The 13900-nt window shown below is 39.1% G+C and carries 10 protein-coding genes; 3 read left to right on the forward strand and 7 right to left on the reverse strand.

The window, feature by feature from the left end; all coding sequences use genetic code 11:
* Window positions 1–239 precede the first annotated feature (239 nt).
* From fabV to pdxH, 3 genes are all read right to left on the reverse strand, one after another.
* Window positions 240–1433, reverse strand: a complete 1194-nt coding sequence (gene fabV / locus GVN22_RS11815) for an enoyl-ACP reductase FabV (protein ID WP_166551237.1) — start codon at window positions 1431–1433, stop codon at window positions 240–242.
* A gap of 209 nt (window positions 1434–1642) precedes the next feature.
* Window positions 1643–2497 (reverse strand): glycosyltransferase family 2 protein, encoded by an 855-nt coding sequence (locus tag GVN22_RS11820; protein WP_166551238.1) that lies wholly within the window; start codon window positions 2495–2497, stop codon window positions 1643–1645.
* 371 nt (window positions 2498–2868) lie between these two features.
* Complete coding sequence (gene pdxH / locus GVN22_RS11825; RefSeq protein ID WP_166551239.1) at window positions 2869–3516, reverse strand: pyridoxamine 5'-phosphate oxidase; 648 nt, start codon at window positions 3514–3516, stop codon at window positions 2869–2871.
* Between the two features lie 423 nt (window positions 3517–3939).
* Here pdxH and GVN22_RS11830 point away from each other — a divergent pair, with 423 nt between their 5' ends.
* The 3 genes from GVN22_RS11830 to GVN22_RS11840 all read left to right on the forward strand — a co-directional run bounded on the left by GVN22_RS11830 (window position 3940) and on the right by GVN22_RS11840 (window position 8445).
* Window positions 3940–7419 (forward strand): amidohydrolase family protein, encoded by a 3480-nt coding sequence (locus tag GVN22_RS11830; protein WP_240915622.1) that lies wholly within the window; start codon window positions 3940–3942, stop codon window positions 7417–7419.
* Between the two features lie 139 nt (window positions 7420–7558).
* Window positions 7559–8074, forward strand: coding sequence for a hypothetical protein (locus GVN22_RS11835; RefSeq protein WP_166551240.1), 516 nt, complete (start codon window positions 7559–7561; stop codon window positions 8072–8074).
* Window positions 8075–8085: 11 nt separating this feature from the next.
* Complete coding sequence (locus tag GVN22_RS11840) at window positions 8086–8445, forward strand: VOC family protein (protein ID WP_166551241.1); 360 nt, start codon at window positions 8086–8088, stop codon at window positions 8443–8445.
* A 195-nt stretch (window positions 8446–8640) separates the two neighbouring features.
* Here the strand turns inward: GVN22_RS11840 and acs are convergent, their stop codons facing one another.
* The 4 genes from acs to GVN22_RS11855 form a co-directional block, all read right to left on the reverse strand.
* Complete coding sequence (acs, locus tag GVN22_RS11845; RefSeq protein WP_166551242.1) at window positions 8641–10536, reverse strand: acetate--CoA ligase; 1896 nt, start codon at window positions 10534–10536, stop codon at window positions 8641–8643.
* A gap of 610 nt (window positions 10537–11146) precedes the next feature.
* Window positions 11147–11278 (reverse strand): hypothetical protein, encoded by a 132-nt coding sequence (locus GVN22_RS28090; RefSeq protein ID WP_255494267.1) that lies wholly within the window; start codon window positions 11276–11278, stop codon window positions 11147–11149.
* A 13-nt stretch (window positions 11279–11291) separates the two neighbouring features.
* Window positions 11292–13211, reverse strand: a complete 1920-nt coding sequence (locus GVN22_RS11850; RefSeq protein ID WP_166551243.1) for a propionyl-CoA synthetase — start codon at window positions 13209–13211, stop codon at window positions 11292–11294.
* A gap of 208 nt (window positions 13212–13419) precedes the next feature.
* Window positions 13420–13806, reverse strand: a complete 387-nt coding sequence (locus GVN22_RS11855) for a response regulator transcription factor (RefSeq protein ID WP_166551244.1) — start codon at window positions 13804–13806, stop codon at window positions 13420–13422.
* Window positions 13807–13900 lie beyond the last annotated feature (94 nt).

Here is a 13900-nt window from a genome sequence, read left to right on the forward strand (position 1 = left end):
AATTTGTGCATTTTCGGGGATTGCTTTTTGATAAAAATGCCTGATAATCAATTGTTTATACTCTAAAAGGGAAGCCTATTTCGAATATCGGATGTTGGATTTCGAAAGTATAATCTTCTATATTTTGTAAAAAATAAAGGTATTTTACTTTATTTCCGAAATCAGAAATCCCAAATCTGAAATTGTTTGAAATCGTTCATACACTACTATCTTCTAATTCACAATTCACTCAATATATTTTACGCTTGCAAGCCTGGGATTTCTACTACTTCGTTGGTATCAGCAGTGTAATCAACACCACCTACTTTGAAGCCAAATAAATTGTAGAAGTCATTACTATATCCTTCCAAATCACCAATACTTGGTAAGTTTTCTGTAGTTGCCTCTTCCCAAAGTGCTGCCACTTTAGCTTGTACATCTGCACGCATTTCCCAATCGTCGATACGAATACGACCTTTTTCATCAACTGGCACATTGCCACCTGTGTAAAGACGCTCGCTATACAAACGTTGGATTTGCTCGATACAACCTTCATGAATACCTTCTGCTTTCATTACTTTGTACAATAACGAAATATACAAAGGAATAACAGGAATCGCCGAACTTGCTTGCGTTACCAAAGCTTTGTTTACAGAAACATACGCATTACCACCAATATCGCTCAATTTATCAGCAATAGTGAAAGCTGTAGCTTCTAAATGGTCCTTAGCACGACCGATAGTACCCTTACGATATACTGGTTCAGTCAATTCTGGTCCGATATATGAATAAGCGATTGTCAAAGCATTTGGCGCTAACAAATTAGCTGCTTTCAAGCCATCAATCCACATTTCCCAGTCTTCGCCACCCATTACTTTAACGGTGTTTTGGATGTCTTCTTCAGTACAAGGGTCAATTGAGATTTCAGTTACTTTTCCAGAGTGGAAATCAACGGTTTTATTTTTGAAAGGGGCGCCAATCGGTTTCAATACCGAACGGTGAGTAATACCTGTAGTTGGGTCGGTACGAACTGGCGAAGCCAAGCTATATACAACTAAGTCGATTTGACCTAAATCTTCTTTGATAAGGGCAAGCGTTTTTTCTTTTACCTCGTTAGAAAAAGCATCGCCATTGATACTTTTTGCATACAAACCAGCTTCTTGTGCTTGTTTTTCAAATGCAGCAGTATTATACCAGCCTGGTGTAGCTAATTTGCCTGGTGATGATGGTTTTTCGAAGAAAATACCAATTGTTGACGCATCTGATCCAAAAGCACTGGTAATTCGTGATGCCAAACCAAAACCTGTCGAAGCTCCGATTACTAATACACGTTTAGGACCGTCGATTTTACCTTTTGATTTTACGTAATTGATTTGGTTAATTACATTTTGTTCACAACCTACTGGATGTGCTGTTAGGCAGATAAATCCGCGCATTCTTGGTTCGATAATCATTCCAAATATTGTTTTTGTGATTGATACAATGTTGTAATTACCTGACTTTGAAATTGAGTGTTTATAAAATAGTCAAGTACTTACCCTAAGTTTGTTTCTACTATTTTGTACAAAACCTTGAAGGGTTTTTATCCGATAAAAGTACAAAAGTTGTATCGAGCTGACAAATTTTAATCGATTTTCCGCCATTTATCAGCCTCACAAATTCATTAGGAGGTTTTGGTGTCGTGTGGTTTGAGTGGACTCAAATAGGTGAATATCCTTTTTATTTCTTTCACTATTCTGCTACCAACCATATTAAAAAAGCTCCCGTCTTTGTCTAAAGTACGAGTACCCGTCCATACTCTGATTTTTGCACTTTTCACCTGTACAACTCTCCCAAACTGCATTAAATCAAAGGTCAAACGACCATCTTCGCCTCGTACATGACGCATGACATACCCTACCTTGAGTGCCTGAGTGGTTTTGTATCCCATCGTCATTCCTAAAGTATTGAGATAGGGGCGTTTCAACTGACGAATTTCAGCCATGACATCTTTCATCATTTCATAAATCGCGAGTTTCCAACGTGGCGTATGTTCATTAGCAATAAATGAGTAGCGACCGTACACTACCGCCACATCATCAGGACGAAGCGCACTGATCATTTGATCAATCCATTCAGGTTGGTACATACAGTCGGCATCGGCAGATAAGATATATTTCCCTCTGGCTTGCTCCAAACCCATTTGACGTGCAGGACCACAACCTTGAATCGTTTGAGTACAACTACGAATATAGAGCTTATCCAATACCTCCTGAGTGCGATCAGTAGAGTTATTATTGACCACTAATATCTCGAAAGGAATCTTTGTCGTCGAGTCAGCCAATGAGCCTATGGTGGGTAGCATATTTACTTCTTCATTCCAAGCTGCAATGACAATGCTTACCTCTGGTTGTTCAAAATCAACAAGTTTGTGGAGTTTTTGATTGATATTAGCGTATACCTCTTCAGGAATATCATCTACGCTAGCGTAAGGATAGACGTATTGCGTAAGCCAAACAGGATTTTTAAAAAAGCTCATGTCTCTAGTCGGTTGGTATGGTATAAGAGCAATTTAATGACTATTCAAGAGAAATACAAATACCTTGCCAAGGGGCTAGAGAAGAAAAAAAAGGATAAGGGGCGGTTATTTGGTGATTTAGTGAATGGGTGATTTCGGGGGTAATTAGTGTATATGAGTTAGGATTGTACGAAGGATGAGTTTTATAACTAAAATGAAATTGGTGTAGTGGCAACTGCAAGAGTTGCCACTACACCCCAAAATACCAATAAAGTAAGTTCTCTTTTGGGTAAAATAGAAAACTTCGTACACTAATATATGAGTGAGTAATGGAGTAAATTTTGATAAAATCACTCATTCACTCAACCACTCATTCACTAAATAATACAACTCTACGGAGAAAGTCTTTCGATTTTCCAGCTACCTGACTCTTCGAGCGTGTAAGCAATACGGTCGTGTAGACGAGAAGGGCGACCTTGCCAAAATTCGATATAATTTGGTACTAATCTATATCCCCCCCAATGTGCTGGGCGTGGTACCTCTTGTCCTTCAAACTGAGCGATAAAAGCTTTTTCTTTCTCAATCAATACCTCACGACTTTCCACCACTTGACTTTGGTTAGATACCCAAGCACCAATTTGACTACCTCTTGGGCGAACAGCAAAATAATCGTCCGAATCTTTAGCATCTACCTTTTCTATCGTTCCTTCAATACGTACCTGACGCTCTAATTCACCCCAGAAAAAGGTCAAACAAGCGTTAGGATTTGCACCCATTTCGTGTCCTTTGCGGCTTTGATAATTGGTATAAAAAGTAAAACCAGTGGCATCTAAGGTTTTTAGGAGTACAATTCTAGCGGATGGTTTGCCATCGGGCGAAACCGTACAAAGGTGCATGGCATTGGGTTCAAGAATTTGGCTATCAACGGCTTGATTAAACCATTTGTGAAACTCTTGAATAGGAGAGGGCAATACATCCGACACATCCAAACTCCCCTTGGTATAATTCTCTCGCAAGGCAGCAAGATCAACTTTGTTCATGATTTGTTGGGTTTACTGTTTTCGAAAAACATCAAGCTATTTAGTCAACCTAAAATAGTAGCTTGTTGTTTCATGAGCGCAATATTACGCCCTTCTCTTAATTTTAACAATGATAAAATACTGATTTTAATCGCCTTGTAGAATGATTGGAGTTTGGAATCACTTTGAAAGTTCTTGAACACCTTGTATTTTAGGCTTTTGGTTAGTAGTGTACAAAGGGTTATTACAATCACTCATTTCGGATATGGGATGCTGGATTTCGGAATTATAATCTACTTTATTGAATTCTATTTTGTTGAAAATAAAAGTATACTTCCTTATTTCCACAATCAGAAATCCCAAATCTGTAATTGATTTGAATTCCTAGGTACAGATAAATTAGTCTAAATCTCATCTCCATTCACTTTAACTTGTGATTTCATCATGAATCCTACCTTTATCAATCAAACTAAACTGAAAAACCTTGCCCTTGCTCTTGGATTGAGTGCCTTTGCGGCGGTCGGCATGACCGAAAGGCAACAGCATCTTTCTCTAACCAAGGATACGAGCGACAGCGTTAAAAAAGACACGACAAAGTATGTTCGTTATAAAGATTTACCGCTAAAAGCCTCTCGAAAATTCAAATACCAAACCGACGAAGGAACTTGGATGTCATTGGATATAAGTCCAGATGGGAAAAGTCTGGTATTTGATCACATGGGCGACTTGTATTCGATTCCTGCCACAGGAGGAAAAGCTCAGAATATTACCAAAGGCTTGGCCTTTGATACACATCCAAGATATAGTCCAGACGGAAAAAAGCTTTTGTTTATTTCAGATAGAAGTGGTTCGGACAATGTTTGGATGATTGATTTTGAGAAAAAAGATACTGTTCAAGTTACCAAAGATCGTGACCAAAACTACGAAGCGGCAGATTGGACGCCAGACGGCAACTATATTGTATTTGCCAAAGGACGTATGAATGTCCAACTATGGATGGTACACAAAGATGGAGGAGGCGGTGTGCAGTTGATAGACCAACCTGCTACATTAAAAACCATCGACCCTGCGGTAAGTCCTGATGGAAGATATATCTATTTCTCACAACGCAATGGTGCTTGGAATTACAATGCCATGTTTCCACAATACCAAATTGGAATGTATGACCGTGACAATGGCAAACGTACCACTATTACCTCTCGCTATGGTTCGGCATTTACCCCAACGATTTCGGGTGATGGCAAATGGTTAGTGTATGGTTCTCGTTTTGAAGATAAAACGGGTTTAGTACTTCGTAATCTCGTTTCGGGTGATGAAAAATGGTTAGCGTATCCAGTACAACGCGATGACCAAGAGTCGATTGCAACGATGGGAGTTTTGCCTTCAATGACTTTTACGCCAGATAATCAAGCTGTAATTGCTTCTTATGGTGGCAAAATCTACAAAATAGCCTTGAATGGTAGTAGTCCAACACCAATTCCATTTACGGTAGATATGGACATTGAAATGGGTCCGAGATTAGAGTTTAAATATCCTATTAGCGATACTACTCGTACTTTGGCCACTCAAATTAGAGATGTAGTAAGCTCGCCAGATGGTAAGAAAATCGCGTTTACGGTACTAAACAGACTGTACGTGGCCGATTATCCAAAAGGAACGCCGAAGCGTTTAACTAATTTGGAGTTTACTGAAGCTCAACCAACTTGGTCAAATGATGGAAGCCAACTCACTTTTGTGACATGGACAGCTCAAGGAGGAAGCCTCTACAAAGTTCAAGCAGATGGAAGTAATCTTCAAAAAATCACTTCTGTACCTGCCCTTTACAGCCAACCAGCATACGCTCCAAAGGATGATAAAATTGTTTTTATCCGTAGTAAAATGCGTGCCTACAAAGAGTCTGTAGGTCCAGTAGCAAATGGTTCGGAAGATGAATTATGTTGGATTGATACCAAAGGCGGTGATATTACCGTAATCGACCAAGCCAAAGGAAGAGAATATCCTCATTTTGTCAAAAAACAAACAGATAGAATATATCTCAGCGGAGGTGATGGAAGTGTAGTGTCTATCAAATGGGATGGTACAGACGAAAAAACTCACGCGAAAGTTTCAGGTATTACTACCTACGGAATGAGCATCGAAGGAGAAGATTTTGCCCATAACTGTATGCTTTCCGAGCGTACGGCTTCGGCGATGGAAGTAAACCGAGCATCCAATGCTTCTAAAGTTTTGATGTCCCCTGACGGAGAAAAAGCTTTGGCACAAATTAACAATGATATTTACTCGATGACGATTCCGCAAACGGGTAAAACGGTTTCTATTTCTGTAGCAGATGCTTCTTCAGCGCAATTTCCAGCCAAAAAGCTTACCGATTTAGGTGGTGAGTTTCCATCTTGGTCGAGTGATTCTAAGAAAATTCGTTGGGCATTAGGGCGTTTCCATTTTGAATATGATTTTGACAAATCTGTAGCTTTTGAAGATAGTGTAAAATCAGCGAAGAAAGCACAAGAAAAAGCTAAGGCTGACTCAATTAGTAAAGCAAAAACAGATACCGTAAAAATCAAGACTGACGCTAAACCGAAAGTGGCTAAAGCGACTACTAAAAAGACGGACGATACTTACAAACCTTTAGAAACAGAGATTAAGGTATATTACGAAAAAGATATTCCTCAATCTGCTATTTTGTTGAGAGGAGGTCGTATCATCACCATGAAAGGTGAGGAGGTAATTGCCAATGGAGATGTATTAATCGAGAATAACCGTATCAAAGCTGTAGGAAAAAGTGGGACGCTCAAGGCATCAGGTGCCAAGGTCGTAGATGTGAGTGGAAAAACGATTATCCCAGGATTTGTGGATACTCACTCACACATGTGGCCACAATGGGGTATCCAAAAAAATCAGGTTTGGATTTATGCGGCTAACCTCGCCTACGGTGTAACCACAACTCGTGACCCACAAACTGCAACAACAGACGTATTGACTTATAGCGATATGGTAGAAGCTGGTAAAATGGTTGGTCCACGTGTGTACTCAACAGGTCCTGGGGTTGGTTTTTGGTCATATAATATCAAAGACTCAACAGGTGCAAGCAATGCCCTCAAACAATACAGCAAGTATTTTAATACCAAATACATCAAAATGTATTTGACTGGTAACCGCCAGACTCGTCAGTGGATTATCAAAGCCGCGAAAGAACAGCAATTGATGCCAACAACGGAAGGTGGTTTGAATCTTAAATTGAACATCACGAATATGCTGGATGGCTACCCCGGTCATGAACATACAATCCCTGTTTATCCATTGTACAATGATTTGGTAAAATCTATTTCTTATTCAAAAATGGCAGTAACTCCAACTTTGTTAGTATCGTATGGTGGTCCATTTGCTGAAATTTATTACTTCGAAACAGAAGATCCTTATCATGACAAAAAGATGCAATATTTCATGCCGTATGAAGAATTAGCAGAGAAAACTAGACGTGTGAGTGGTTGGTTTTTACCGGAAGAACACGTTTTCCAAAAACATGCCAAGTCTATGAAATCAATAGTAGAAAATGGTTCATTGGCAGGTATTGGTAGTCATGGAGAGTTCCAAGGTTTGGGTTATCATTGGGAACTATGGTCGATGCAAAGTGGTGGTATGAAAACGCATGATGCCTTGAAAGTAGCGACTATTCTGGGCGCTACAGCCTTAGGTTTGGATAAGGATTTAGGCAGTATTGAAAAAGGAAAACTAGCCGATTTGTTGATTTTGGATAACAACCCTTTAGAAAATATTCGCAATTCGAATAGCATTAAAATGGTTGTAAAGAATGGTCGTGTGTATGATGCCAATACCCTAAACGAAACATATCCAAGCAATAACAAACTCATTCGTAGCGAATGGGAATTTGAAAAACCTGCTAAGACCACGAATATTGACGAGTAAATTTTTTCAGTAGCAATGCAATGATTTGCGTATGTGCTGATAGAATCTAAAAATAGCTATCTGGAAATGATGTTCAGATAGCTATTTTATTTATTAGTAGTAAATTCAGAGTATCAAAAATTGAGATGTGGAGTTAACTATGAAAATATTAATGATATTGATAAATATTACTTTCTGTTTTTTGGGGAATGCTATACAGCCAACACCTCCGCAATGGACAATACAAGCTTTTCAAAACTATGGACTTGAAAAGCTCTACAAAATACAGCCCTATTTGAAGACAGCTTATATCGAAAGTGATTTTAACAATGATGGAAATCAAGATGTGGCTGTACTAGTTGTTGAAAAACGGACCGCTAAAAAAGGTATCATTATTTTTCATCAAAAGAAAAATGAGTACTTTGTTTTAGGAGCGGGAAAAGCTTTTGGAAATGGGGGTGACAATTTTGATTGGTTGAATATTTGGTATCTAATCAAGGAAAAATATGCCTTCGAGACAACTTTTAATGAGAGTGGCGATATGATTGGTTCAAAAAAAATCTTATTGAAAAACCCTTCATTAGTTATTGGAGCTATGGAAGATGGAGCCATGAATGCTGGAGGAATTGTGTATTGGACAGGTAAAAAATATCGATGGGTTCATCAAGGTGAATAATCTGAAAGATTATGAAATACAAAAGCTTAAGACCTTTGATTCGAACACTTCAGTTGGAAGAAACGATTCAATTTTATACCCAAATCCTAGGGTTTGAATTAGAAGCAAAAAATGAAGAATGGGGTTGGGCTTCACTAATATCCGATGATATTGAGTTGATGATTGCACTTCCAAATGCACATGAGCCTTTTAAAAAACCTCATTTTACAGGAAGTTTTTATATCAATCTTGAAAATGTCGAAGAGCTCTGGTTACAGATAAAAGATCAAGTAAAGGTTTGCTATGAATTAGAAGTGTTCGATTGGGGAATGAAAGAGTTTGCTATCTATGATAACAATGGATATTTACTACAGTTTGGCAAGGAGGTTTAATGTAGGTGTCACATCGAATTTAGGCTTATTGTTAATCTATCAAAAAAGCAGTCGAAAACTATTTTCGACCGCTTTTTTGATATTATATTCCAGAATGATACATTTTTAGACGCAAAACATTGCGTCTCTACGGGTGAAATTCACATTAAAAATAATCACTCAATTACTCATTCGCTAAATCACTAAATGTTCTTCCTACAACGCACCAGCTTTGATTTCATCTACTACCGATGGATCAAGCAAGGTTGAAGTATCGCCCAAGTTACCAGTATCCCCTTCAGCTACTTTGCGAAGAATACGACGCATAATTTTGCCCGAACGTGTTTTTGGTAAGCCCGATACAAACTGGATTTTATCTGGTTTGGCAATTGGTCCGATAATACGTGTTACTGTTGCTAAAATGTCTTTGCGAGTTAAATCTGAATCTCCAACATGTTTTTCGCAGATAACATACGCATAAATACCCTGCCCTTTGATATCGTGAGGATAACCTACTACAGCAGATTCAACCACACCCAAGTGCATGTTGATGGCGTTTTCTACCTCAGCTGTACCAATACGGTGTCCAGATACGTTGATTACATCATCCACACGACCTGTAATACGATAGTAGCCATCTTCATCTCTCATACAACCATCACCTGTAAAGTACAAGTTTTTGTAAGTTGAGAAATACGTTTGACGACAACGCTCATGGTCTCCGTAAGTCGTACGAACGATAGAAGGCCATGGGAACTTGATACATAAGTTACCCGAAACGCCATTTCCTTCAATTTCGTTACCACTTTCATCCACCAAAATAGGCTGAACTCCTGGTAACGGTAAAGTAGCGTAAGCAGGTTTGGTTTTAGTAACATTTGCGATTGGCGAAATCAAAATACCGCCTGTTTCGGTTTGCCACCAAGTATCTACGATTGGACAAAGACCTTTACCAATTTTTTCGTTATACCAATGCCAAGCTTCTTCGTTGATTGGCTCACCTACAGAACCCAATACTTTCAATGAGCTTAGGTCTTTGCCTTCCACAAACTGATCTCCAAATGACATCAATGAACGGATTGCTGTTGGCGCTGTATATAGAATGTTTACTTTATGTTTTTCAACAATATCCCAGAAACGACCAGCATCTGGATAGGTTGGTACACCTTCAAACATCAAGGTAGTTGCACCACAAGCCAAAGGTCCATATACGATATATGAGTGACCAGTAATCCAACCAATGTCAGCTGTACAGAAGTGAGTTTGTCCCTCTTCATATTGGAAAACATTAGCAAATGTATAAGACGAAAATACCATATATCCGCCTACAGTGTGAACTACTCCCTTAGGCTTGCCCGTCGAACCCGAAGTATATAGGATAAATAACATATCTTCTGAGTCCATTTCTTCCGCAGGACAGTCAGCCGAAACCAACTTCACTTCGTCTTCCCACCAGCAGTCACGACCTTTGAGCATAGACACAGGCGTACGAGTACGAGTCGAAACAATTACGCGCTCAACACTTGGACATTGAATCAAAGCATCGTCTACAGTAGCTTTCAAAGGAATCTCTTTGTTGCCACGGAAAGCTCCATCGGTTGTAACTACAATATTACACTGAGCGTCGTTGATACGGTCGGCGATAGATTGAGCAGAAAAACCACCAAATACCACCGAGTGAATTGCACCAATACGAGCACAAGCCAATACTGCAATCGCCAATTCTGGAATCATTGGCATATAAATACAGATACGGTCGCCTTTTTTAGCACCGTTTCTTTTCAATACATTCGCAAAGCGACAAACTTGCTCATGCAATACTTTATAGGTAATTACTTGAGAAGGCTCGTCTGGGCTATTAGATTCCCAAATAATAGCAGGTTGATTACCTCTTGTTGCCAAATGACGGTCAAGACAGTTTTCTGTAATATTCAACTTTCCTCCCTTAAACCAATTCACCTTTGGTTCGGTAAAATTCCATTCTAAGGTCTTTTTCCAAGGTTTTCTCCAATAGAAGTTCTGAGCAATTTCTCCCCAAAAACTTTCTGGGTCTTCAACACTATACTGATACTTTTCTTGATAGTCTTCGAATGATTTTATTCTTAAGTCCATTGTGTGATTATGTTTTTTGGCCTGCTCGTGTCTTCTTTAGAAAAGTAAATTTCTGAAAACTACTTTTTTCATAGTCAAATCGACAGGTCAGAATAGAAGGTACGAATTGTTAAATTTTATACTGTAAAAATACAAGATGTTTTTTTCTTTATACTAACTCTTGAAAATGTTTTATGCTAATTTAATATATATTTTATTGCTAAAATACTATATGCTTGTAATATAATACAAGTTGAAAAGTGGATGTTGTATTTTTCAAAGAGTTTTTAAATAAAATTGTACTTTTTGTTGAAGTATAAAAATAAAAAATAACCTATAAGAAGAGAGGACTAAGTGTTTGGTAAGAAAAATTGATATAGAAAATATTGCCGATTTCTCTTGAACTAGATTATAGTTAAAATACTATTTGTTTGTGTTTTTAAAACAGGTAAATGCCTTAAAACAAGAATGGCAAAGCCACTTGTGCTTTGCCATTCTTGAAATGATGAGAAATATGATTTGATGAAAGCGTTTTAAGAAAAGTTTTGTAGATATATCGGCTTCGACGATACTTTTGGTAAATCCTCCGAAATAAAATTTTCAAAACTCCTCACTCAAAACTCAACACTTCCTAGTGTCCTCCACCAATTTCGATTTCGCTAGTCGACATTACATTTACTAACCAAATAGCGGCGCCAATGATAGCTGCTGCGATAATGATTCTCAAAATCCAGTTCGGTTTTTTTTCAGTTTCTGTGTTCATGTTACAATGGGTTTTAAGTGTTCTGTACTTGTTTTTCTGTATATGCTACGCCAATACAACGCTCTTGCAAACGTTGGGCGATTTCATTCAAGATAGCTGGGTCATCGATTGTTGATGGAATACCAAATTTTTCACCATCGGCCATTTGACGAATGATTTTTCGAAGGATTTTTCCTGAACGAGTTTTGGGTAAGCGTTTTACCAAAATAGTATTTCTGTAAAAAGCCACAGCGCCTATTTGCTCACGAATCAAAGCGATACTTTGTTGCTCAAGCGTATTTTCATCTATGTTCTGCCCATCTTTTAAAACGGCAAATCCCACAGGACGCTGTCCACGAAGCTCGTCGGCAATACCTACTACAGCACATTCTGCTACTGCTGGATGTGAGGCAATGATTTCTTCCATTGCGCCAGTAGAAAGTCGGTGACCTGCCACATTAATGACATCGTCGATACGACCCATGATGAATACATAGCCATCTTGGTCGATAAAACCGCCATCGCCTGTGAGGTAATAGCCTTCAAAAGTATTCAAGTAAGATGTTCTGAAGCGGTCGTCATCATTCCAAAGCGTTGGTAAACAGCCTGGAGGCATTGGGAGTTTTATACAAACATAGCCATCCTGATTAGGGCCGAGTTCTTCACCTGCTTCGTTCAAGATTTTTAATTCAAAACCACAAACTGGCTTGGTTGCCGAACCTGCTTTTACGGGGAAAGCTTCGATACCGACCATGTTACCCACAATTCCCCAACCCGTTTCGGTTTGCCACCAGTGGTCGAGAATAGGTAATTGGGTAATCTGTTGCAGCCACTCAAGGGTAGGAGGGTCGCAACGTTCGCCCGCCAAGTAAATAGCCTTGAGCGAACTAATATCATATTTTGCCTTTAATTCGGCGTGAGGGTCTTCTTTTTTGATAGCTCGGAAGGCAGTAGGTGCTGTAAAAAAGCATTTTACTTTATGCTCTTCAATAACACGCCAGAACGTTCCAGCATCAGGAGTTTTGATAGGCTTGCCCTCGAATAAAATGGTTGTGCAACCATAAATCAAGGGGGCATATACTATGTATGAGTGTCCCACTACCCAGCCTACATCTGAAGCAGCCCAATACACATCGCCTGGTTGGACGTTGTAAATGGCTCGCATCGAAAAATTCATCGCGACGGCATGACCGCCATTATCACGGACAATACCTTTGGGTTTGCCCGTAGTACCAGAAGTGTACAAGATATATAAAGGGTCGGTAGCGTCGACTATTTCGCAAGGAGCTTCATCTGACTGAGCTACTAATTGAGCATAATCCACATCGCGTATGTCAACCATGCTAGCTTGAGCCTGTGGACGCTGAAGAATTACACAATGAGCAGGTTTATGCTCAGAAGCTTGGATAGCTTCGTCGAGAAGAGGTTTGTAAGGAATTACTTTTTCGAACTCAATACCACAAGATGCCGAAATCATGACCTTTGGTTTGGCATCGTCGATGCGCACGGCTAGCTCATGAGGCGCAAAGCCACCAAATACTACTGAGTGGACAGCGCCTAAGCGAGCACAAGCGAGCATAGCAATGGCTGCTTCAGGAACCATCGGCATATAAATCACGACAGTGTCACCTTTTTGAACGCCTAGACTTTTGAGTCCGCCTGCTAGTTTGGCTACCTCTTTGGTAAGTTCACTATAGCTATACTTTTTTATACTTTTGGTAGCTGGAGAGTCGTAAATGAGGGCAGTTTGGTCGCCTCTACCATTTTCGACATGGTAATCGAGCGCCAAATAGGCAGTATTCATCTTGCCACCTTTAAACCAGCGATAGAAACCTTTCTCGTCGATAGACAAGGTTTGCTTGGGAGCTTCAAACCACGAGATTTGTTGAGCCTCTTCGGCCCAAAAAGCCTCACGATTATCAATGCTGAATTGGTATTTTTCTGCGTAAGACATTGGTTTATAAGCTTATATGTTTGTTTTGTTATAACTTTAAAAAGAGCAGTCAAGTTGGTGATTTTGCTTAAAAATACCCTAGTTATTCATCGTAATTGTTGGTTTATGAATAGCTATCAGTTTGACTGATTCCATGAGAAAACATGAATATTTTCACAATACTAAATTAAGCGTTTACACGGAATTTCAGTGAAAAACTCCGCTAAACTTAGCTAGTTGCGATACCAAGGGCTAAAGCGTTTACTTTTGAGACCAAAGTACGGGTAGAAAAAGGTTTGGGTACATATAGGTCTGCTCCAATAGCATAGCCCTTTTCCATATCTGATTCTTTATTTTTAGCACTCAAAAACACAATTTTGATATGACTTAGCTTGAGGGTACTTTTTACAAAACGGCATACTTCATAGCCATCCACATTGGGCATCATAATGTCCAATAAAATAATGGATGGAATCTCACGTTCGATGATGTCAAGTGCTTCCTCTCCATCACGAGCAATAAATACCTGATAACCCTCTTTTTTCATCAGGAATTCAAGCGACATCAAAATGCCAGGCTCGTCGTCAACTACTAATACTTTTAATTGCTGTTTCATCTTTAATGAGTTAGTTTTATTAATAGGCACAAAGGCATACAGTGGCAAAGTGTATTTAGATTGATAAATGATTGATAAACAGATAATTGTTTTT

The organism is Cellulophaga sp. BC115SP (genome assembly GCF_009905545.1).
Taxonomy (GTDB): domain Bacteria; phylum Bacteroidota; class Bacteroidia; order Cytophagales; family Spirosomataceae; genus Flectobacillus; species Flectobacillus rivi.